Below are 22,312 nucleotides of genomic sequence, written 5' to 3'. Positions count from 1 at the left end.
AATCCACAAGAATAATGTGGATAATGTGGATAGTGTGGGAACGAAAAGAAGAAAAAATATTATTTACAACCAATAAAGGTGAAAAAGCAAGGGTTTTGTGGTATTTTGTAAAAAAATGCAGTCGAATTATGTCAACAGGTAAATGCACAAAAAAATCCACATGCCCTGGGCACACAAAATGTGTATAAGCATGTGGATAATGTGGATAAGTTAGATTCCCAGCAGGTTTTCCCCGATTTTAAGCACATCTCCGGCCCCCATAGTTATCAACAAATCTCCGTGGGTACAGTTTTCTAATAAAAAGTTTTCGATTTCATCGAAGGTGGGGAAATAATATACTTCTGTACCGAGATCTGCTATTTTATCCCTGAGTGTTTTGGAGGAAATTCCAAGGTTGTCGGTTTCTCTTGCCGCATAAATATCTGCCAGTATGACTTTATCCGCCAGTGTAAGCGCTTCGGCAAATTCATCCATGAGCGCCTTTGTCCGCGTGTAAGTGTGGGGCTGGAATACGCACCAGGTGGTATTATGGGGATAATTTTTTGCGGTGGTCAAGGTGGCACGTATCTCTGTGGGATGATGCGCATAATCGTCAATGACAGTTACCCCTCCTACCTTACCTTTGTACTGAAAACGGCGGTCAGTGCCTCCAAAGTGCAGCAGCCCTTTCTTGATTGTGTCTGCAGATAGCCCCAGCTTATTCCCAAGGGCAATGGCTGAGAGCGCATTGGATACATTGTGCATGCCCGGTACCTGAAGGGTAAAGCGGCCGATCTTCTGTCCCTGGTACAGACAGTCAAAGGACGGATGGGCAAACTCGTCAAAGGTAATTGCAGAGGCTGTGTAATCCCCCTGCTGTTCCAGACCATAGGTAATAATTTTGCATGGCAGTCCGTCTGTGATTTCTGTGTAATTGGGAATATCGCTGTTGATGATTAAAGTTCCGTCCTCAGGAAGCTTTTCTGCAAACAGGCGGAAAGAACGGCGGATATCGTCAATATCTTTAAAAAAGTCAAGATGATCGGCATCAATATTCAAAATGATACTGATCTTGGGGAAAAAACTCAGGAAGCTGTTCGTGTACTCACAGGCCTCTGTGATGAATGTCTCCGAGGACCCCACACGGATATTCCCGTGGATCGCAGGCAGGATGCCCCCTACAGAGATCGTGGGATCCAGTTCTCCCTCAAGGAGCAGGTGAGAGATCATGGATGTGGTGGTAGTTTTGCCGTGAGTGCCGGAGACTGCAATGGGGGTATCATAATTCTTCATAATCTGTCCTAAAAGCTCAGCCCTTGACAGCATAGGCAGCTTTCTTTCTGCCGCACAGGTGTATTCCGGATTGTCCGGATGAATGGCCGCCGTGTAGACAACAAGCTGAGTAGTTTCTTCTATATTAGAGGCACGCTGTCCGTAATAGATACGGGCCCCCTGTTCCTCCAGATGCCTGGTGAGGCTGCTCTCCCTGGAATCAGAGCCCGTAATGGTAAAATCCTCCTGGAGCAGAATCTCTGCAAGCCCGCTCATACTAATCCCGCCAATGCCGATGAAATGAATGTGCATGGGTTTTTTAAAATCTATCTGATACATAGTACATTAATACTCCTTCATATATTTTCTCTAGAGTTATTATACTCTGAACTTCCAAAATTGAAAAGGATTTCTTCTCTTTCTATATATTGGAACATGAAGGCGTGGAAAATAATTCATAGCAATGAAAAAGGTGGAAATAACTATGTTTAAAATGCACAAAAAACGGGAAACCGAAGAAAAAGCTCAACAAATGTCACAAAAAGACAGAATATGGTTTTAAATTTTTGTTAAAAATGTTCACTAATTTCTGCTTTTATGATATAATAGAGAAATCATATATAGGACAAGAGGTGATTGCATGATTAAGAAAGAGATGATTGCGATGCTGCTTGCAGGTGGACAAGGCAGCAGGCTTGGCGTTTTAACGGCAAAAGTTGCAAAACCTGCGGTAGCATTCGGCGGAAAATATAGAATTATTGATTTTCCGCTCAGTAACTGTATTAATTCAGGAGTTGATACAGTAGGGGTATTGACGCAGTACCAGCCTTTGAGGCTTAATACCCATATTGGTATTGGAATTCCGTGGGATTTAGATAGAAATGTTGGCGGGGTTACCGTGCTGCCCCCATATGAGAAGAGCACGAACAGTGAGTGGTACACCGGGACAGCCAATGCGATATTCCAGAATATGGACTATATGGAGACCTATAATCCGGATTATGTGTTGATTTTATCGGGAGATCACATTTACAAAATGGATTATGAGGTAATGCTGGATTTCCATAAGGCGAACAAAGCTGATGTGACAATTGCAACTATGCCGGTGCCTATTGAGGAGGCAAGCCGATTTGGTATCGTGGTCACAGATGAAGTCAGCAGAATCAAAGAGTTTGAGGAAAAACCGGAGAAACCAAGCAGTAATCTGGCTTCTATGGGTATTTATATATTCAGCTGGCCAGTGCTAAAAGAAGCTTTGATCGCTATGAAGGATCAGAGCAATTGTGACTTTGGTATGCATATACTTCCCTATTGTCATGAAAAGGGCCAGAGATTGTTTGCCTATGAGTATAACGGATATTGGAAAGATGTAGGTACACTCGGCTCTTACTGGGAAGCGAATATGGAGCTGATTGACATCATTCCGGAGTTTAACCTCTACGAAGAATTCTGGAAGATCTATACGAAGGGGGACATTATTCCGCCACAGTATATTTCAGAGGATTCCGTGGTGGATCGCTGTATCATCGGCGAGGGCAGCGAGATTTACGGAGAGGTGCATAACTCTGTAATCGGTGCAGGGGTTACTATTGGCAGAGGTACTGTGGTAAAGGATTCTATTATTATGAGGCAGTCATCAGTGGGCAGGAACTGCGTGATTGATAAATCCATTATTGCAGAGTGCGTACAGGTTGGGGATGAGGTTGTCCTCGGAGTAGGAGAGGATGTACCGAATAAAGTAAAACCAAAAGTATATTCCTTCGGTCTGGTAACCATAGGAGAGAATTCCGAGATCCCATCCAATGTTAAAGTTGGCAAGAATACAGCAATTTCCGGCAGGACACTTCCGGAGGATTATCCGGACGGCACCCTTGAGAGCGGTGAAACATTGATAAAGGACGGTGAGGAATCATGAGAGCAATAGGAATAATTCTGGCAGGCGGTAACAATTACAGGATGAGGGAGCTGTCTAATAAAAGGGCAATCGCAGCTATGCCAATTGCAGGAAGCTATCGCAGTATTGATTTCGCATTGAGCAATATGTCCAACTCTCATATCCAGAAGGTGGCCGTATTAACTCAATATAACGCAAGATCTCTCAACGAACATCTGAGCTCCTCCAAATGGTGGGACTTTGGAAGAAAGCAGGGAGGACTTTATATATTTACACCCACAATAACCTCTGACAACAGCAATTGGTACAGAGGAACTGCAGATGCAATTTTCCAGAATCTCCAATTTTTGAAGAACAGTCATGAGCCGTATGTGGTTATCGCATCCGGAGACGGCATCTATAAGCTGGACTATAATAAGGTATTGGAGTACCACATTGCAAAGCGGGCGGATGTCACAGTGGTATGTACAGACGTCAACGGAGAGGATACCAGCAGGTTCGGAGTTCTTAAAATGAACGAGGACTGCAGAATCGAAGAATTTGATGAGAAACCGATGGTCTCATACTCAAATACAATCTCGACAGGAATCTATGTAATCAGAAGAAGACAGCTGATTGAGCTGATTGAGAAATGTGCCCAGGAGGACAGGCACGACTTCGTAAAGGATATACTTATTCGTTACAAGAACCTTAAGAGGATCTATGGATACAAGATAAATACCTACTGGAGCAATATATCTTCTGTGGAATCTTATTACAAGACCAATATGGACTTTCTGAAACCGGAGGTGAGAAATTATTTCTTCCGCCAGTATCCGGAGATTCAGTCCAAGATTGACGATCTGCCCCCGGCAAAATATAATCCCGGAGCTGCGATAAAGAACAGTTTAATATCCAGCGGATGCATTATCAACGGAGAGGTAGAGAATTCTATTCTTTTCAAAAAGGTGTTTGTTGGCAATAACTGTGTGATAAAAAACTCCATAATTTTGAATGATGTATATCTGGGGGATAATACACATATCGAAAATTGTATTGTAGAAAGCCGTGATACGATTCGGGCAAATTCCTACTACTGCGGAGAAGATGGGATCAAAGTAGTAGTGGAAAAGAACGAGAGGTACGTGCTTTAACAATAAAAAAGAGAAGGCTTATGAAAGGGGCTTAGGGTATGAACATTACAGACGTAAGAGTGAGAAAAGTAGCAAAAGAAGGCAAAATGAAAGCAGTAGTATCTATTACAATTGATGAAGAGTTTGTAGTGCATGATATCAAGGTGATTGAAGGAGAAAAAGGATTGTTTATTGCTATGCCTAGCAGAAAGGCAACAGACGGAGAGTACAGAGACATTGCGCATCCCATCAACTCCAATACGAGAGAACGTATCCAATCAATTATACTTGAAAAATACGAACAGGCAATGGCTGAAGAGCCGGCAGAAGCGATTGGGGAACTGTAATAGAATTAAAAAGCTGCTGTACCGATTGGTGTACAGCAGCTTTTTTATGAACGGAAATCAAATAAAATCCTTCACAGGTACTTCCAGAATATCTGCGATATCAAATAGTTTATCCAGAGAGATAGACGTTTTCACCTTTGGTGCTTCAATATTACTTATATGCGTACGACTTAAATCAACAGCCTCTGCCAGTTCAATCTGCGTAAGTCCTCTAAGTTTCCTGTAATATGCAATTGTAAGACCCAGTTCTCTGTATTGTTGCTCCCGCTTTTTATTCATATGGCAGACACACTCCTTTTTTATAGTGTATGCCAAATAATATGAAAACTAAACAATCCAGAAATTCACAAATGCAAACTTACAGTTTGCAAAGTCTTTGCCACAATGTATTTCTGCGGGATCAGCGGATCCTCCATCCTGCCGGATATTTGTTTTTCAATACACCTCTGACCAGCTTGCCCCATCCTAGAGGGAAGTCTTTAATGCAGACGAGCTGATATCCGTCGGGGCGGCTTGTCTCATGCCTCTCCACGGAGAGAGTTTCCCCTTTCAGATAGCGGATAACTCTGGGATCCTCCGGTGCAAGGGAAAGAACAGAGGGATAATGACTTTTTTTCATGGCCAGAGCCAGAGGCTGGCCAGGCTCAAAGCGGTTTTTCTTTAGCTCGCCCAGACAGAGTCCGTTGCGAAGAAAACGGGGACCGCGCACTGCAGGGGAGGGGCTGGGAAGGTAATATGCCTTGGAACCACGCACTTCAACACGGCGCCAATCCAGAGGCATGACAATGTCCTGGAAAAATGCTTCCAGAATTTTGCGATCCTCTTTTCGTAGGGGAAGACTGGCGTCCGCCCCTGAATGATTCAAAGAGCTCCCCTCTTTCTGAAAAAGAGCCATAAAATGTCCTTCTCCGTTCATGCGGTGGGGCCAGATGCGGACACATTTTAGAAGTTCCGGATTCCCATTGCCCCAATCAGGTATTCCTTGGGAGAATCCCTCATACCCCTCCATGTGCAGAAGATGAAGCTTTGGATTGGATTCCAGAAGAAAGGAGACCACTCCTTCATTTTCTTCCGGAGAAAAGGTGCAGGTTGAATACAGGAGCAGTCCTCCAGGTGAAAGCATAGCAGCGGCAGCCGGTAAGATCTCTCTCTGGAGCTTGGCGAATTCCTTGGGACGTTCCGATGTCCAGGTTCCTGCCACGGCAGGATCCTTCCGAAACATTCCCTCACCGGAGCAGGGGGCGTCCACCAGAATTTTATTAAAGTATTCCGGAAATACCTCCGCTAGACGATAAGGGGCCTCATTCAGAACAAACGAATTGGGAATTCCAAACAGTTCTATATTTTTGAGAAGGGCTTTTGCCCTGGAATTGCTGATCTCATTGGCGGCCAGCAGGCCTTCTCCTCTCAGACGTGCCCCCAGTTCCGTAGCCTTTCCTCCCGGTGCGGCACAGAGATCCAAAACCCTGTCACCCGGCTGAATCTCCAGCCTGGATGCAGGTGACATAGCGCTGGGTTCCTGCAGATAGTAGAGTCCGGCGTAATAATAGGGGTGCCTGGCGGGCCGATCCTCTTCGGAATAAAAGAATCCATTGGGGACCCAGGGGATTGGAGTGAGATGGAAGGGAGAAATTTTTTGAAATTCTTCCGGACTGATTTTCAATGTATTTACCCGGAGACCGTATTGTCTCGGAAGGCTGTAGCTTGCTTCAAAAGCAGAATATTCATCTTTCAGCATTTCCTTCATCCTGGATAGGAATGCATCGGGGAGCTGGTTCATACGTAATCCTCTTTCCTTATGTTTATTGTAGAATTTACTGTAGAAAAAAACACCGTAAACTCTTAAAAAGAATTTACGGTGCCCCTGCCAAGGTAGTCGAAGCGACGTGATTCGAACACGCGACCTCTGCGTCCCGAACGCAGCGCTCTACCAAACTGAGCCACGCTTCGATGTTCAGCAACTAATATTATATAGGGTGGGATAACAAATGTCAATGTTTTTATACAAAAAATTCAACTGATTTCCGCATTGCTATTTGAGGAAAATAGTAGTATTCTAACAACATAATAGCAACAGACCATAGATAAACAATCTTTAGCAAATTTCCTGGTGCCTTATGTATCATGCGGATGTATGCGATGCCGTTCCAAAAGGTACACCTTTTATTTCAGTCTCTGCCATACAGAATTTGCCGTCCCTTTGGGCGGTTTTTTTTATTTTTCAATGTTTTTTCCCCAGATGTAAAAGGTGTACCTATTGAATCACAGGTCCGAAACTTAAGCGTATACTGCGGCATATGGCAGAGGAGCAAAGTTGAGCTGGTTTAACCATCTAAAGGGGGGAAAACAAATGAGAAAGGGAGCATTCATGCAGAATACGCCCCGCGTATGGATTATAGCTTTATGTGTGGCTGTCAGTATCTCTGGTATTGCTGGCTATGTACAGGGACGGCGTGCGGGGAGTAGGGATGCAGGAGCTGACAGGCAGCCTGCAGATACCAATCCTTCCAATAATAGCTTTCATTTGGCAGGCAGGGTATGGGATTCAGACGGTGTGCCGGCAGCAGGTCAGACACTGACATTTCAGGGAGAGTCACTGAGCGCAGTCACAGATTCTGAGGGAGTTTTTTTACTTACAGATCTATCGCCGGGAACCTACGAGATTGCTCTATATAGGGAGGACGGCACAGTCCAGGCCCGGCAAAATATTAGCATACACTGTGCTTATGGGGTTCCGGAGGTGTCTTTTGAACTGCTGGAGGGAGAATACAGACTCAGGCTTTCCGCGGATATCCGCTATCTGGAGATTGCCATAGTGATGATTGAAGAAAGAATATCTATCAGTACCGATGAATATTCCTATGCTACCAGAGGCGGCAGGATAAGAATCCCCCAGGGGACTTTTTACGCACAGGAAAACAGTGTGACTACACCTGCGGGAAATACATTTCTTTCAGATGGAACTATTGTAGTACCGGGGAGCAAACGGGCGGATCCCTCCAGACTCATTCTTTCGGATGATGATGAAGCCCCTGATTAGGAGGTAAAGTTGGCACAGATAGTTCTATTTTGTCTTTCACGGCATATATATTATGGAATAGAAACAAATTATGGAGGGAAGCTGTGTCAGAATATAAACGTTTTATTGCTTATGTGTATGAGTATATGCAGGAGCAAAAGGGAAGCAATAGAGGATTTATCAAAGTTGAAGCCAGAAACAGCGTGTGCAAGATGGACTTTCACCTTACGGGCATTCAGGGACAGGATAAATGCAGTATTTATGCTTATGCAAGAGAGGGAAAAGAGTGCCGCGCCATATTTTTAGGGACCTGCGCCCCCAGAGGGGATAAGCTGGAATGCAGAGTCCAGACCAGCGAGGATCAGATAGGAAATACAAAATATAAGCTTGGAGATTTAGGAGGCATCATCCTTCTGGGAGAGGGTCAGAAAATGTATGGAACGGAATGGGATGATGTGCCTATACGTATACAGGAGTTCTCCTTCTCGTGGATGGATAAAGAGGAACCCGCTCAGGAGGAAGTACCTCCGATAAACGAAAGTCCCCAGGAACCCAGAAAGGAAGAGGAACAGGAAGAGAAAAAGGAGCCGGATGCTGTTCCTGCATCTCAGGAGCCGGAGCAGCCCCCTGTCCCGGAAGTCAATGAAACGGCATTGGAAGCCGGCCCCGGGGAGACAGAGGGCAGTGTCCCTGAATTAACCATAGAAGAAATACAGCAGATAGAAGATATCCGTCAACTAAAAGAGGAAAAAGAAGCATTTCAACCATTCTGCGACCAGGATATGATGGAGTGTTACAAAATAATCCCCAGAGATTTGGAACGCATCAGCAGACGGGATCAGGCACTGGCTAATAATAATTTCCTTTTGCATGGGTATTACAATTACCATCATCTGCTGTTTGCAAGGGAAAAGGAATCAAAACAATACATATTGGGAGTGCCGGGAATCTATGATCATCAGGAAAAATTTATGGCCGTGATGTTTGGGTTTCCTAATTTTAAGGCCGCAAGGCCTTCGGAGGAAGAAGACGCTGCTTCCCAGATGGGACAGTTTGGCTACTGGTATCGCTTAATCGACACCCCGGATCTCTACCAGGGGGATGGTTTCTGACAGTATCCTGCGGAAATTCTCCAGTTCCTGAAGGGTATAGCTTGTAAAGCCTGGCCGTATCACTTCTGGAGAGTCTTTATAGGACTGGAGATAATAGGCGTCACAGCCGGCAATCCATTGTCCTATGGAGCGGAAGTCATTTTCATCATGGAGCTCCCGGACTACTGTAGTCCGAAATTCGTAGGGAATAGCACCTGTCATTAGGAGATCTACAGACTCCATAATCGGCTTCAGATTCAGCCCGGGAATCCCGGATACTTTGTCATAGGATTCCTGAGCTGTTTTTATGTCCATGGCAACCATATCAATAAGACGATTCTGGATCAGCTTTTTCAGAATCCAGGGATGGGAACCATTGGTATCCAGTTTTATGGGATACCCCAGATCGTGGATTTCATAAATCAGGGAAATTAATTCCTTATCTATGGTGGGTTCTCCCCCGGTGATGCAGACACCGTCCAAGATCCCTTTTCGTTTTTTTAAAAAGGATAGGACCTGTTCTCTGGGAAGTACGGGCTGGTCATCGGCTGACAGTACCAGACCGCTGTTGTGACAGAAGGGACACCGGAAATTGCAGTTACCCAGGAATATAGTAGCTGCCACCTTCCCGGGGTAGTCTAATAAAGTGGTTTTGTTCAGTCCGTGAATTGCCATAATTGTTCTCCTTTTCCATATATGCATGAACGCAGACTTCTGCTATGAATATTATAGTAAAAATATCAGGAATCTGCAAGAACTCAAGGAATTGGGAGTAAAAACTGAGGAACTTGTCAAAAGAACAGCAAGTAAATATTGACGGAACACGGGACAGGCTTTATACTACTAATGGAAGATGACTCTTATTTATTATGGAGACGTATCGAAGCGGCCATAACGAGCTTGACTCGAAATCAAGTTGCCGGGTAACCGGCACGTGGGTTCGAATCCCACCGTCTCCGCTGCTGAAGATGCTGTTAAACAGTTGGTTTATTTGCTGTTTAGCAGTATTTTTTATTTGCCCAAGTTATCAGAACGTGTTAGAATGTATGATATATTTTTAGTAAATATAAAGGACGATTTATGACAGAACAGGAAAAGTTTATGAAAGAGGCGATACGCCAGGCAAAAAAGGCGTATGCTCTCTGGGAAGTGCCTATCGGATGCGTGATTGTCTCTGAGGGGCGGATTATTGCCAGAGGATATAACAGAAGGAATACGGACAAGAATACGCTGTCCCATGCTGAGCTGAACGCGATAAGAAAGGCGAGCAGGAAGCTGGGGGACTGGAGGCTGGAGGGATGTACCATGTATGTTACACTGGAACCCTGCCAGATGTGTGCAGGCGCCATTGTACAGGCCAGGATTGATAAGGTAGTGATCGGAAGTATGAATCCTAAGGCCGGATGTGCCGGTTCTGTCCTGAATCTGCTGGAGATGGACGGATTTAACCATAAGGCAGAAGTTGAGAGAGGTGTTCTGGAAGAGGAGTGCAGCGGGATGCTCAGCGGATTTTTTAAGGAACTTCGGGAAGCAAAGAAAAGAAAGGAACAGGTGACGGATGACAAAAAGGGAATGGAATGATTTAATAGCCCGCAGGCCTGTGATTCTGGATGGGGCCACTGGATCTAACTTGATTCAGGCAGGGATGCCCAGAGGAGTGTGTACAGAAGAGTGGATAATCCAAAATCCTCAGTCTTTGACAGAATTGCAGAGAGGGTATGCAGATGCAGGGTCACAGATTGTATATGCTCCTACCTTTGCAGCCAATGCCGTAAGCCTGAAGGGGCACGGACTGGAAGATAAGGTAGAGGAAATGAACAGAGAGCTGGTAGCAGTAACACGCGGGGCGGTTGGCACAAGGTGTCTGGTTGCAGGTGATATAACAACGACCGGAAAGATGGAGATGCCCTATGAGGAATTGTATGAGGTATACGCACAGCAGATCCGGAGCCTTTGTACAGCAGGGGTAGATCTTCTGGTGGCCGAGACTATGATCGGGATTCAGGAGACAATGGCCGTTCTGGACGCTGCCCATGAAATCTGCGATCTCCCGGTTATGTGTTCTATGACTGTAGAAGCGGACGGCAGCCTTTTTTTTGGCGGACATATACTTGAGGCGGTGGTAAGCCTGGAAGAGATGGGGGCAGATGCGGTAGGGATTAACTGCTCAGTAGGACCGGATCAGCTGGAAGCGGTGGTAACTAATATCAAAAAAAATGTAAAGGTTCCGGTTCTGGCAAAACCCAATGCCGGAATGCCTGTGATTGATGATGAGGGAAATGCGGTATATCAGATGGGGGCTGAGGAATTTTCCGTACACATGGAGCGTCTGGTAAAAGCCGGGGCGGATCTCATCGGCGGATGCTGCGGTACATCGCCTGAATATATAAGAGAAGTCAGAAAGAGAGTCTTTTAAAGGCTCTTTTTTGGTGTTGAAATCCGGCCGTCTGGATTCCTTATGTAAAGTCAAATGGCTGATTTTCGGAAGAATTTACTTAAATTTTACCTAAAGTTTTACATAGATTTAACATAAAACCAATATACTTGGACCGTAAACAAGAGATAAGAAAAGATAGTTAACGGAGAAAAAGTATATGAATGAGACGATGCGGACAGTGTTTGGGTTGTTAGGAGGATTAGCTGTATTCATCTATGGAATGAATATGATGAGTGAAGGCCTGCAGAAGGTTGCAGGGGAGAAAATGAAATATGTACTGGGGATTCTGACGAAGAATCCTATCGTAGGCGTGCTGGCCGGAGCTCTGACGACTGCGGTTCTGCAGAGCAGCAGTGCCACAACAGTAATGGTGATTGGATTTGTCAGTGCAGGATTAATGAAGCTGCCCCAGGCGATTTCTGTCATTTTGGGCGCGAATATCGGAACAACCATGACCGCACAGATTATTGCTTTTAAGATTACGGATTACATATGGCCTATTATTTTCATTGGGTTTGTAATTTTCTTTTTCTGCAAAAAGGAAAAAGCCAAGAACATAGGGCAGACCATATTTGCTTTTGGAATTTTATTCCTGGGAATTACCACCATGGGGGATGTCATGAAACCTCTGGCTGCCAGCCCTGTATTTACCGATATGATAGCAAAAGTTTCTCACATACCGGTTCTGGGCGTCCTTCTGGGTACAGTTATGACCCTTGTGGTGCAGAGCAGCAGTGCCACGATTGCAGTCCTGCAGAATTTTGCCAGCCAGGCGGGACCTGACGGCATATCCAGTGTCATAGGACTTACAGGTGCGATTCCCATTCTTCTGGGAGACAACATCGGAACAACAATTACTGCATTGCTGGCCTCCGTAGGTCAGTCTAAAAATGCAAAGCGGACAGCAGTTGCCCACAGTGTATTTAACATTACAGGAAGCTTCCTCTTTATCTGGATCATTCCATGGTTCGCAAAGTTTGTGGAGTTTATCTCTCCCAAGGGAAATGAGATTGATGTGATTTCCAGACAGATTGCAAATGCCCACACAGCCTTTAATGTGGCAAATACGCTTCTGTGGATTCCCTTTATCTGGCTGATGGTTAAGATTGTCACTAAGATTGTGCCGGGAGAGGATGTGGTTGACACAGAAGGCCAGCCCCAGTTTCTGGACGACAAGATGGCAGGCCAGCCGGTATTCGCCCTGCATCTGGCCAATGAGGAGATCGTGCGCTGCGCACATATGGTTCAGGAAATGATAAGTGAGGCAAGAAAAGCAATGGATCAGAAAACGGCTGCTGTATGGAAAAATGTCTGCGAGAGGCGGGGCGTTGTAGAGCATCTGTATGGCCAGATAGAAAAGTTTATCTCCAATCTTTTTGCCAGCGGTACACTCACAGAGGTGCAGTCTATGCGGGCGGCCAGCCTGATGTATATAGCCTGTGATGTGGACAGGATCAGCCAAAGGTGTCAGGAAGTGGCTAAGGTACGAAAAGAGCGCCTGGAGGATAACCGGGAGGGCAAAGAATATGCGTTTTCAAAGGAAGCAGAGAAGGAAATGGAAAGTATGCTGGAAAAAATAGAGGGGATGCTTCTCTCCGCTATGGATGCTGTGCAGAACGATAACCGGGCCGCAGCATTTAAGGTGATTCAGCAAAGGGACGAACTGCAGATACAGGAAAATAAACTCAGGAAGAACCATGTACAGAGACTGAAAAAAGGGAAATGCAGCCCAGAGCTTACGGGAGCCTTTACAACTATATTGTACAGTATGGAAAGGATGGGAAGCCTTTGTGTAAATATCGCAGAGGCTTACATCGGACAGCCCAGTCTGGAAGGGGAGCGCCAAGAGCAGGATGCCGTGGGACAGTAGAACCCGGAAATATAAAAACAGCCATTCTCAGCAGTTGGCAATAACTGCAGAATGGCTGTTTCTATGTGAGCATTAAAGGGTTTCCGTGGCCGCGATGCCCATCTCTTTGCTTTCCCCTTCCCACATCGTTGTATATTCTTTGGCAATATTCAAAGCATGATCACCAATTCTTTCGAAATCCGTAAGCATCTCAGAATAAAGAATGCTGGTTTCTGCCAGGCAGGTTCCGTTTTGCATCCGAATGATTTGGTTCTGCCGGAACTGGGCATTGATATCATCGATCTGCTGCTCATATTTGGCCACCTGCTCCAGAATATGAAGAGGAGAAACTGACTTCTGTGGGGCAAGCTGATCCAGAGTCGTCAGGCACACTGCTTTCATAGACTGAATTTCCTGGATGGCTGTGGAGGAAAATTTAAGATCTTTATTGCAGAGCATTTCCGCATATTCTGCGATATTCATAGCATGGTCTCCCACCCTCTCGATATTCCCTACTATTTTAAAATAGCCGTTGATGATTTTGCTGTCTTTGTGTGACATCTCTTGTGCCATGAGGGTAGAGATGTATCTGGATATCTCCATATTCAGATAATCCAGGTATTCCTCATTGGCCAGAATCTGAGTCATTTTCTTCGTGGAGCGGTGTTCCACAGACTCAAAGCTGAGAAGCACATTTTCTCTGGCAAATTGGAACATACGGTAGACTTCCTGCTGGAGCTGGGAAACAGCCAATGCAGCCCATCCTATTTTGTAATCTCCCGCATGGGGAAGGGTGTGCAGATACATGAGGGAATGGCCGCCTTCTTCTTCTTCTCCTTTATCCGGAAGCAGTTTTTCTGACAGAGAGGCCAGATAATTGCCGAAGGGAAGCAGCAGCAGTGTGGTGACTATATTAAACAGAGTATGTACATTTGCAATCTGCGCTGCAGGGTTATCCGGTGTCAGTGACTGCATGACGGATGTAAATGGGGTCAGCATGCAGACACATACGAAGATGCCGGTTCCAATGGTATTAAACAGCAGATGAATAATGGTTGTTCTCTTTGCATTCCGGTTGGTGCCGATAGAGGCCAGTACTGCGGTGATGCAGGTACCGATATTCTGCCCAAACAGAACATATACAGAACTGGAAAGGCCGATCAGACCGCTGGATGCCAGTGCCTGAAGAATTCCCACAGAGGCTGAGGAGGACTGGATTACTGCAGTAAAGAGAGCGCCGGCCAGAATTCCCAAAAGCGGGTTAGAAAACTGGGTCATCAGATGGATGAATCCCTCAGAATCCCGGAGGGGCATCATAGCGTCGCTCATCATTCCCATTCCGATAAAAAGCACCCCCAGACCGGCAATAATGGCGCCGAAATGATGATTTTTCTCTCCCTTCAGAAATACTACCATGGAGACGCCGATAAAGGCTATGAGGGGCGCGATAGCACTGATGTCAAGGGCAATAAGCTGGCCTGTGATCGTTGTACCGATATTGGCTCCCATAATAATCCAGACAGCCTGACGGAGCGTCATGAGACGGGAGTTGACAAAACCGACTACCATAACAGTCGTGGCGGAGGAAGACTGTATGACAGCTGTTATGCCTGCGCCTACAGCAATGCCAAGAAAGCGGTTGGCAGTTAGCTTTTCTAAGATGCGTTTCATTCGGTTGCCGGCTGCCGCCTCCAACCCGTCGCTCATCATATGCATGCCGTATAGGAAGAGGGCAAGCCCTCCCAGGAGGATGAGTATGTCACTTGTTTTCATGTGTTTATTTCCTTTCCATATTTTCTCCAAAAATTCTACGCAAATCCAATATAACATGATAAAATAAGTACTTCCGTAAAGAAAGCGTTAAAAATGGAAAATTACCTGCTTACAAGCAGAAAAAATTGCGGTATACTGTTAGATACCAAAGGAATAATTCATGCCCTTCGGGCGGGCATAAGTATTGTGCCGTATAAAGTATGAGGAGGAAAACGGCCGGAAATGAAAAGACTTAAGGAATTTATAGTAACTATGGCTCTGCTTGTGCTGGCCACAGCGCTGGCCTACTGGTTTTACCACACCACAGAGAGTATGACGAATATGGCAATTGTGTATATGATGGCAACTGTTCTCATCTCCAGATATACGTCAGGGTATTTTTGGGGAATTATATCCTGTTTTATAGGCGTTCTGGGGGTTAATTTCTTTTTTACCTATCCATTCTGGCAAATCGATTTTACCAGAGACGGTTATCCGGCTACGTTCATAGGGATGCTGGTAATTTCATTTATTACCAGTGCTACCACAACCAGTATGAAAGAGCAGAAAAGGCTGGCAGAGGAGAGAGATGAGATGAATAAAAAGCTCTATGAATCACAGAAAAAGCTGGAGGTGGAGACAGAAAAGGAAAAGATGCGGGCCAATCTTCTGCGTGCAGTTTCCCACGATCTCCGTACCCCTCTTACGAGTATGATAGGTTCCAGCGATTTGTACCTGGAAGCAAAGGATACGTTAAAGGAGGAGGAAAAAGAGGGGCTGATTCAGCATATCAGGGAAGATGCCACCTGGCTGCTGCACATGGTGGAGAATCTGCTGTCGGTGACGAGAATCCGGGAGGGGAATACAAAGGTGAATAAATCCCCGGAGCCTTTGGAGGAAGTGGTGTCTGAGGGCGTGATAAGACTAAAAAAGAGATACCCGGGAGCAGAGATACGAACCACAATTCCGGAGGATTTCCTGATGGTGCCTATGGACGCCACACTGGTGGAACAGGTAATTATCAATCTTCTGGAAAATGCACTGCTGCATTCCGGGAGCACAAGACCAATTGAGTTTACTGTTACAAAAGAAAAGGACACAGTGCTGTTCCAGGTGAGAGATCACGGGATCGGAATTGCAGAGGATAAACTGCCGGATCTCTTTGACGGCATCAGCAGCGAAAGAGGGAGAGGGAGCGATTCCTCTAAAGGGATGGGGATCGGCCTGTCCATATGTAAAAGTATTATAACTGCACATGGGGGAGCCATTGAGGCCAGAAACCATTCAGATGGGGCCGAATTTATATTTACTCTTCCATTGGAAGGAGAAGCAAAATGAAGGATCACAGAGAGTTAATTTTGATTATCGAGGATGAGAAAAACATCGCTGATTTTGTAGAAACCGTATTAAATTCCAGAAATTATAAGGTGATTAAAGCCTATACAGGAAAAGAAGCCTTAAGCGCTATCACTTCCCACTGCCCGGATGTAATCCTTTTGGATCTGGGCCTGCCGGATATGGATGGTCTGGACATTATAAAGCAGGTACGGGAATGGGCAGAAACTCCCATTGTTGTAATATCTGCCAGAACACAGGAAAAGGAGAAGGTGGCAGCATTGGATCTTGGAGCAGATGACTACATAACGAAGCCCTTCGGCACGGATGAACTTATGGCCAGGATCAGGACAGCGCTGCGTCACCACGACAAAGCGAAAGCGGGAAATTCCTCCGAAAAATATCAGGTAGAAGGGTTGGAGATTGATTTTGGAAAACGGCTTGTTATGCTGGAGGGGCAGAGCATTCATCTGACCCAGATAGAATATAAGCTGATTACCCTGCTTGCCAAGAATGCGGGAAAGGTTTTGACCTATGATCATATTATGAAAGAAATATGGGGTCCCTATGCCGGGGATGACAACCAGATTCTCCGGGTCAATATGGCTAATATACGTAGAAAGCTGGAGAAAAACCCTGCAGAGCCAAAGTATATCTTTACAGAGGTAGGTGTGGGCTACCGGATGCAGGAGGATAGATAGGGAGATGCTGTTATTATGAACGAAGAACAATACAGAGAACGAATCCTTCAGCTGGCTAGACGAAAGGATGCGGAGGATGATTTTTTAGGGATGCTGATCACCTGCAGGGACGAATGGGTTACCAGCTTTCTCTATGAGACGGCAGCTGGCGTAAGGCAGAAATTGTATGGCAGAGACGTCTACATACGAGGGCTGATAGAGATATCCAATTTCTGCAAGAATGACTGCTACTACTGCGGAATACGTAAAAGTAATAGAGAGCTGACAAGATACCATATTGGGGAGGATGAGATTCTGGAGTGCTGCGAAGAAGGGTATGCTCTGGGTTTTCGCACCTTTGTTCTTCAGGGAGGGGAGGATGGATATTATACGGATGACCGCCTTTGCAGGATCATTACCGGAATCAAAAAAGAATATCCGGACTGTGCGGTTACTCTGTCTCTGGGGGAGAGAAGCAGGGAGAGCTATAAGAAGCTGCATGATGCCGGTGCGGATCGCTATCTGTTAAGGCATGAGACTGCAGATGAAACACATTACAGACAGCTGCACCCTTCCTCCCTCAGCCTGGAGAACAGGAAGCAATGCCTTTTTTACTTAAAGGAATTAGGATATCAGGTGGGATCAGGCTTCATGGTAGGATCTCCCGGGCAGATTCCGGAGCATCTGATTGAAGATCTGAGATTCCTCCAGAAACTGCAGCCGGCAATGATCGGCATAGGTCCGTTTCTTCCCCACAAAGATACTCCCTTTCGGGAAGAGAGGGAAGGGGATTTGACAATGTGTCTGAATCTCACAGCTATATTAAGGCTGCTCTTCCCACACGCGCTGATCCCTGCGACTACGGCTCTGGGTACTCTGCATTCGGAGGGAAGGGAGCTGGGAATTCTGGCCGGTGCCAATGTGGTAATGCCCAATCTGTCGCCTTTATCGGTGAGACAGCTGTACAGCCTTTACAACAATAAGGCCTGTACCGGGCTGGAGGCGGCTGAACATAAAGTATTGCTGGAAAAGCGGATGGAACGGATCGGCTACCGAATCGTAACCAGCCGCGGGGATGTAGTGAAATAGGGACGTGTTCAGCCTGAACCGTCCCCCTCTTTATTTTTTCTTTCTTTTCCGGTAAACAACAAATAGGCCTAATAAAAGTCCGCCCACTGTGACTGCCACAGCTACATCGGAGTAAGTATTCATATAGAGGACCACCCGCTGCCAGGAAGCCCCTGCCATAGCTCCCAGAGTGACAAGAAGCAGGTTCCAGATGGTGCTGCCGACGGTAGTGAGAAAAAGGAAGGTGGGAAGAGGCATCTTAGCCATGCCTGCAGGGATAGATATAAGACTCCTCACAATTGGGATACAGCGGCAGAAAAGGACCGTGTAATTCCCCTGGCTGTCAAACCAGCGTATTGCTTTTCCCACATCCTCCTGTTTGAAGTGGAGGAGATGTCCCAGCCGTCCGCTCAATATTTTTTCCAGCCGCTCCTGAGACACCAGGCTCCCCACCTCATAAAGGATGATAGCGCCGAACACAGAGCCTACGGTAGAAGAGAGGACAACCCCCAGGATGTTCATCTTAGTGTAGGTTGTCATAAAGCCGCCAAAGGTAAGGATGACCTCCGAGGGGATGGGGGGGAATACATTTTCGATGGTAATTAACAGGGCGATGCCCAGATATCCGTAAGTATTCATAATTTCCATGATCCATGACTGCATGGTTGTCTGCCTCCTTAATGGTTAAGGGTTAGTTCATTGTATTATGAATATAACAGAAATATAACAAAATCCTGGTGCAAATAATTTCAAAGGCTGTAGGTATAATCCGGGTATCAGAAAAAAAGAGGATGTATTCCGAACCGCGTGTCATTGGGGAGCTTATGTACTTATAATAGTGGGGAATAAATAATTTTATTAAGAAAGAATGATAATATATGCTGCAGATTTGAATATAAGACAAATTAATTTTTTACGTGCGCCGCCCTTCGACTCCACCCCATAGACGTTACCTCTACAGTTAACTCGGCCCAGGCACCCTTACGGCACACAGAAGATTCTACTTAGTGCTGCTTCATTCCTGACCTGACACGATTCATAGAGTTCTGTTGCGTAAGACCCAGACGTCAACGCCACTTATAGAGGGCAGCTCTACAAGATAAAAGCCTCAGTTTGGCATCACCCCTGCTGTAGCGGATTGCAGGTTCAGGGCACCGCTAACTCCCCGGCTGCACGGACTTATAGTATACATTGAATTTGAATGTTTGTCAATTGCTTTGAGAAAAATAAGCCAGATCCGCCTTCCCCTTGTTATAAAAAATAAAATATTATATAATGGGTTCATATTAAAAAGATTGGATGTGACAATATGAAGAGAATTGGCTTACTGACCAGCGGCGGAGATTGTCAGGCCCTTAATGCTACCATGCGGGGTGTGGTAAAAGGTCTTAGCAGTAACCTGGACGAACTAGAGGTATATGGATTTGACGATGGATACAAAGGATTAATATATGGAAATTACAGAATGCTCTCTTCCAAGGACTTTTCAGGGATTCTGACACAGGGAGGGACGATTCTGGGTACTTCCAGACAGCCGTTTAAGCTGATGCGGGTGCCGGATGAGAATGGGCTGGACAAGGTTGAGGCTATGACTCAGACTTACCATAAGCTGCGTTTAAACTGTCTTGTGATTCTCGGGGGAAACGGGTCACAGAAAACGGCTAATCTGTTGAGACAGGAAGGATTAAACGTGCTCCACCTTCCTAAGACCATTGACAATGATATCTGGGGAACGGATATGACCTTCGGTTTTCAGAGTGCGGCTAATATTGCGACGGAAGCCATCGACTGTATTCATACCACAGCGGCATCTCACGGGCGGGTTTTTATTGTTGAGGTAATGGGGCATAAGGTGGGATGGCTGACACTTCATTCCGGAATTGCCGGCGGAGCGGACATTATTTTGATTCCGGAAATTCCTTTTGATTATAAGAAAATTGTGGAGGCCATCGACAAGCGGAGCAAGGCGGGAAAGAGATTTACCATCCTTGCAGTGGCAGAAGGGGCAATCTCCAAGGAGGATGCGAAATTATCTAAAAAGGAGCTGAAAAAGAAAATGGAGGAAAAGGCAGGAAAATATCCCTCTGTTTCTTACGAAATTGCCGACAAGCTAGCAAAAGCAACCGGTGCGGATATCAGAATTACCGTACCCGGACATACCCAGAGAGGGGGAAGTCCATGTCCGTATGACAGAGTATTATCGACCAGAATTGGTTCAGCGGCCGCTGATTTGATCATGAAGGAAGAATATGGGTACATGGTTGGTATCGTAAACGGAAGGATGAAAAAGGTTCCGCTGGAAGAATGTGCCGGCAAGCTTAAGATGGTTTCCCCCAGCGATCCTCTGATAGAGGAGGCCAAACGGATTGGGATCAGCTTCGGAGATTAATTCCGGACTGGAAAGACATTAGAATAGGAGAATTTTCATGAGCTATACTGCTCTTTACCGCAAGTTCCGCCCAGACACCTTTGAGGATGTAAAGGGTCAGGAGCATATCGTCACAACACTAAAAAATCAAGTAAAAGCGGACAGAATAGGACATGCATATTTATTCTGCGGAACCAGAGGAACCGGTAAGACTACCATTGCCAAGATTTTGGCGAAGACAGTAAACTGTGAGCATCCTGTGGACGGGAGTCCCTGCAATGAATGCGAGACCTGCAGGGCGATCTCTGCAGGCACCTCCATGAATGTGATAGAAATTGACGCAGCGTCCAATAATGGAGTGGACAACATCAGAGAAATCCGGGAGGAGGTTGCCTACCGGCCCACTCAGGGAAGATATAAAGTGTATATCATTGACGAGGTTCATATGCTTTCGGTAGGCGCCTTCAATGCTCTGTTAAAGACGTTGGAGGAGCCTCCTTCCTATGTTATTTTTATACTGGCAACCACAGAAGCCCACAAGATTCCTATAACTATACTTTCCCGTTGTCAGCGGTATGATTTCAGAAGAATCACGGTCGATACCATCGCCGCAAGACTGCAGGAACTGATGACAGAGGAAAAGGTAGAGGTGGAGGATAAGGCAATCCGCTATATTGCCAAGGCGGCAGATGGGTCTATGCGTGATGCCTTAAGTCTTCTGGATCAGTGCATCGCCTTTTATCTGGGGGAGACGCTGACCTACGACAAGGTGCTGGATGTTCTGGGTGCTGTGGATACGGAAGTCTTCAGCAAACTTCTCAGAAAAGTACTGGAGGGCAATGTCACAGGCGCCATCCAGGTCCTGGAGGAGCTGATTACCAGAGGAAGGGATTTGGGACAGTTCGTCTCAGACTTTGTCTGGTATATGCGCAATCTGCTGCTGGTAAAAACGTCTGAAAATATCGAGGATGTTCTGGATGTATCTACGGAAAACAGAAAATTGCTGGAGGAGGAGAGCCGGATGGTGGACAGTGATACTCTGATGAGATATATCCGGGTATTCTCTGAGCTTTCCAATCAGATCCGTTATGCAAGCCAAAAAAGAGTATTGGTAGAGATTGCCTTGATCAAGCTGTGCAGACCTGCCATGGAGACTAATTTGGATTCTGTACTGGACCGTATCCGTATCCTGGAGGATAAGATGGAGAACGGGATACCGGCTCCGGCGCCTGCTTCATCAGGAAAAGAAGCCCTTCCCCAAAAACAGGAAGAGGAGGCAGAGGAAAAGAAGCCCATAAAACCTGCAGTGGCCGCCCCGGAGGATCTTCAGTATATTAAGCAGAACTGGAAAAGCCTGATCCGGGAAACTTCGGGACTGTTTTACCAGATGCTTCAGAATTCCGTTCCCAAATATAATGGAAATACAGGGGAGCCGAAGCTCTATGTGGAGTTTCAGAGCTATCTGGCACAGGCATGTATCGATAATCCGGAAAATGCAGTCACTTTATCCAATATTATTCAGAAAAAACTGGGCAAATCCGTAGAGCTTGAACTGATTATAAAAAGGGACAGCAAGGAAGCCCGTACCGGGCTGGCAGAGATTTCTGTAGATGATATCTTAAAAGATAAGATTCACATGGATGTTGTAATTGAAGATGACTTCTAGAGTGTGGTATGATAGAGGACAGAGGCGGCAGATAACCACTGCCTGCCATTATGAATAGAATAAAGATTGTAAACAGGAGGTTATAAGATGGCAAAACGCGGAGGATTTCCCGGAGGCATGGGAATGCCCGGCAATATGAACAATCTGATGAAGCAGGCACAGAAGATGCAGAAGCAGATGGAAGAAAACCAGAAGATGCTGGAGGAAAAGGAATATACTGCAGCAGCAGGCGGCGGTGCAGTGGAGATAACGGTATCCGGTAAAAAGGTGATCACGAAGGTTAAATTAGACGAAGAGGTTGTAGACCCGGATGATGTAGAGATGCTGGAAGATCTGATAATGGCAGCAGCCAACGAAGCACTGAGAATGATGGAAGAGGATACGGCAAAGGCTATGTCAAAATTAACCGGCGGGTTAGGGTCCGGGCTTCCGTTCTAGAGGAG

20 protein-coding genes, 2 tRNA genes and 1 other RNA gene are annotated in these 22,312 nt (G+C 45.9%); 15 read left to right on the top strand and 8 right to left on the bottom strand.

Annotated elements, in window-relative coordinates:
* Positions 1-210 precede the first annotated feature (210 nt).
* Positions 211-1,590, bottom strand: coding sequence for a UDP-N-acetylmuramate--L-alanine ligase (gene murC / locus ACGHCT_RS20455; protein ID WP_390437362.1), 1,380 nt, complete (start codon positions 1,588-1,590; stop codon positions 211-213).
* 301 nt (positions 1,591-1,891) lie between these two features.
* On the opposite strand from murC, the gene ACGHCT_RS20450 reads away from it, so the two are divergent.
* Genes ACGHCT_RS20450 through spoVG form a run of 3 tightly spaced genes read left to right on the top strand, consistent with a single transcriptional unit; the run spans position 1,892 to position 4,604 of the window.
* Positions 1,892-3,166, top strand: a complete 1,275-nt coding sequence (locus ACGHCT_RS20450) for a glucose-1-phosphate adenylyltransferase (RefSeq protein WP_072854481.1) — start codon at positions 1,892-1,894, stop codon at positions 3,164-3,166.
* Positions 3,163-4,278, top strand: a complete 1,116-nt coding sequence (glgD, locus tag ACGHCT_RS20445; RefSeq protein ID WP_072854482.1) for a glucose-1-phosphate adenylyltransferase subunit GlgD — start codon at positions 3,163-3,165, stop codon at positions 4,276-4,278. The genes ACGHCT_RS20450 and glgD overlap by 4 nt, the downstream gene beginning before the upstream one ends.
* 38 nt (positions 4,279-4,316) lie before the next feature.
* The gene (gene spoVG, locus ACGHCT_RS20440; RefSeq protein WP_072854483.1) at positions 4,317-4,604 is read left to right on the top strand and encodes a septation regulator SpoVG; all 288 of its coding nucleotides are present in this window, start codon (positions 4,317-4,319) and stop codon (positions 4,602-4,604) included.
* A gap of 57 nt (positions 4,605-4,661) precedes the next feature.
* Here the strand turns inward: spoVG and ACGHCT_RS20435 are convergent, their stop codons facing one another.
* The 3 genes from ACGHCT_RS20435 to ACGHCT_RS20425 all read right to left on the bottom strand — a co-directional run bounded on the left by ACGHCT_RS20435 (position 4,662) and on the right by ACGHCT_RS20425 (position 6,554).
* Positions 4,662-4,883 carry a helix-turn-helix domain-containing protein gene (locus ACGHCT_RS20435; RefSeq protein WP_390437361.1) on the bottom strand — a complete coding sequence of 74 codons (222 nt, stop codon included), beginning with the start codon at positions 4,881-4,883 and terminating at the stop codon, positions 4,662-4,664.
* 121 nt (positions 4,884-5,004) lie between these two features.
* Entirely contained in the window at positions 5,005-6,384 is a 1,380-nt protein-coding gene (locus tag ACGHCT_RS20430; protein ID WP_390437360.1) for an RsmF rRNA methyltransferase first C-terminal domain-containing protein, read from the bottom strand.
* A 96-nt stretch (positions 6,385-6,480) separates the two neighbouring features.
* A tRNA-Pro gene (locus tag ACGHCT_RS20425) sits at positions 6,481-6,554 on the bottom strand.
* A 400-nt stretch (positions 6,555-6,954) separates the two neighbouring features.
* On the opposite strand from ACGHCT_RS20425, the gene ACGHCT_RS20420 reads away from it, so the two are divergent.
* Together ACGHCT_RS20420 and ACGHCT_RS20415 are read left to right on the top strand one after the other, a co-directional pair.
* Positions 6,955-7,644 carry a carboxypeptidase-like regulatory domain-containing protein gene (locus ACGHCT_RS20420; RefSeq protein ID WP_390437359.1) on the top strand — a complete coding sequence of 230 codons (690 nt, stop codon included), beginning with the start codon at positions 6,955-6,957 and terminating at the stop codon, positions 7,642-7,644.
* Positions 7,645-7,727: 83 nt separating this feature from the next.
* Positions 7,728-8,735: a DUF6128 domain-containing protein gene (locus tag ACGHCT_RS20415; protein WP_390437358.1), complete on the top strand. Its 1,008-nt coding sequence runs from the start codon at positions 7,728-7,730 to the stop codon at positions 8,733-8,735.
* Here the strand turns inward: ACGHCT_RS20415 and ACGHCT_RS20410 are convergent.
* Entirely contained in the window at positions 8,694-9,389 is a 696-nt protein-coding gene (locus tag ACGHCT_RS20410; RefSeq protein ID WP_072854488.1) for an anaerobic ribonucleoside-triphosphate reductase activating protein, read from the bottom strand. The two genes, ACGHCT_RS20415 and ACGHCT_RS20410, sit on opposite strands and share 42 nt — an antisense overlap.
* A 196-nt stretch (positions 9,390-9,585) precedes the next feature.
* On the opposite strand from ACGHCT_RS20410, the gene ACGHCT_RS20405 reads away from it, so the two are divergent.
* The 4 genes from ACGHCT_RS20405 to ACGHCT_RS20390 all read left to right on the top strand — a co-directional run bounded on the left by ACGHCT_RS20405 (position 9,586) and on the right by ACGHCT_RS20390 (position 13,021).
* Positions 9,586-9,673 (top strand) — tRNA-Ser (locus ACGHCT_RS20405).
* A gap of 121 nt (positions 9,674-9,794) precedes the next feature.
* Entirely contained in the window at positions 9,795-10,295 is a 501-nt protein-coding gene (gene tadA, locus ACGHCT_RS20400) for a tRNA adenosine(34) deaminase TadA (RefSeq protein ID WP_072854489.1), read from the top strand.
* Entirely contained in the window at positions 10,273-11,130 is an 858-nt protein-coding gene (locus tag ACGHCT_RS20395; RefSeq protein ID WP_390437357.1) for a homocysteine S-methyltransferase family protein, read from the top strand. The genes tadA and ACGHCT_RS20395 overlap by 23 nt, the downstream gene beginning before the upstream one ends.
* Positions 11,131-11,308: 178 nt before the next feature.
* Complete coding sequence (locus tag ACGHCT_RS20390) at positions 11,309-13,021, top strand: Na/Pi cotransporter family protein (protein ID WP_072854491.1); 1,713 nt, start codon at positions 11,309-11,311, stop codon at positions 13,019-13,021.
* 72 nt (positions 13,022-13,093) lie between these two features.
* Here the strand turns inward: ACGHCT_RS20390 and ACGHCT_RS20385 are convergent, their stop codons facing one another.
* On the bottom strand, positions 13,094-14,773 hold the full coding sequence (locus ACGHCT_RS20385) for a Na/Pi cotransporter family protein (protein WP_390437356.1): 1,680 nt from the start codon (positions 14,771-14,773) through the stop codon (positions 13,094-13,096).
* A gap of 222 nt (positions 14,774-14,995) precedes the next feature.
* Here ACGHCT_RS20385 and ACGHCT_RS20380 point away from each other — a divergent pair, with 222 nt between their 5' ends.
* The 3 genes from ACGHCT_RS20380 to hydE are packed head-to-tail and all read left to right on the top strand — an operon-like array spanning position 14,996 to position 17,856.
* Positions 14,996-16,090, top strand: coding sequence for a DUF4118 domain-containing protein (locus ACGHCT_RS20380; RefSeq protein WP_072854493.1), 1,095 nt, complete (start codon positions 14,996-14,998; stop codon positions 16,088-16,090).
* Positions 16,087-16,788 carry a response regulator gene (locus tag ACGHCT_RS20375; RefSeq protein ID WP_072854494.1) on the top strand — a complete coding sequence of 234 codons (702 nt, stop codon included), beginning with the start codon at positions 16,087-16,089 and terminating at the stop codon, positions 16,786-16,788. The genes ACGHCT_RS20380 and ACGHCT_RS20375 overlap by 4 nt, the downstream gene beginning before the upstream one ends.
* Before the next feature lie 15 nt (positions 16,789-16,803).
* Positions 16,804-17,856, top strand: coding sequence for a [FeFe] hydrogenase H-cluster radical SAM maturase HydE (gene hydE / locus ACGHCT_RS20370; RefSeq protein WP_390437355.1), 1,053 nt, complete (start codon positions 16,804-16,806; stop codon positions 17,854-17,856).
* 30 nt (positions 17,857-17,886) lie between these two features.
* On the opposite strand, the gene ACGHCT_RS20365 is transcribed toward hydE, so the two are convergent.
* Positions 17,887-18,498 (bottom strand): DedA family protein, encoded by a 612-nt coding sequence (locus tag ACGHCT_RS20365; RefSeq protein ID WP_072854496.1) that lies wholly within the window; start codon positions 18,496-18,498, stop codon positions 17,887-17,889.
* Between the two features lie 252 nt (positions 18,499-18,750).
* Positions 18,751-19,012, bottom strand: an RNA gene (gene ffs, locus ACGHCT_RS20360) — signal recognition particle sRNA large type.
* Positions 19,013-19,144: 132 nt separating this feature from the next.
* Between ffs and ACGHCT_RS20355 the strand changes: the two genes are divergently transcribed.
* The 3 genes from ACGHCT_RS20355 (at position 19,145) to ACGHCT_RS20345 (ending at position 22,307) form a co-directional block, all read left to right on the top strand.
* Entirely contained in the window at positions 19,145-20,224 is a 1,080-nt protein-coding gene (locus ACGHCT_RS20355) for a 6-phosphofructokinase (RefSeq protein ID WP_072854497.1), read from the top strand.
* 37 nt (positions 20,225-20,261) lie between these two features.
* Positions 20,262-21,869 carry a DNA polymerase III subunit gamma/tau gene (gene dnaX, locus ACGHCT_RS20350; protein WP_390437354.1) on the top strand — a complete coding sequence of 536 codons (1,608 nt, stop codon included), beginning with the start codon at positions 20,262-20,264 and terminating at the stop codon, positions 21,867-21,869.
* A gap of 87 nt (positions 21,870-21,956) precedes the next feature.
* Positions 21,957-22,307 carry a YbaB/EbfC family nucleoid-associated protein gene (locus ACGHCT_RS20345; RefSeq protein WP_072854499.1) on the top strand — a complete coding sequence of 117 codons (351 nt, stop codon included), beginning with the start codon at positions 21,957-21,959 and terminating at the stop codon, positions 22,305-22,307.
* Positions 22,308-22,312: the final 5 nt, after the last annotated feature.

This window comes from Lactonifactor longoviformis (assembly GCF_042848515.1).
Taxonomy (GTDB): Bacteria; Bacillota; Clostridia; order Lachnospirales; family Lachnospiraceae; genus Lactonifactor; species Lactonifactor longoviformis.
The sequence above is the reverse complement of the archived record's forward strand: the minus strand, read 5'-3'. Positions and strand labels throughout refer to the sequence as shown.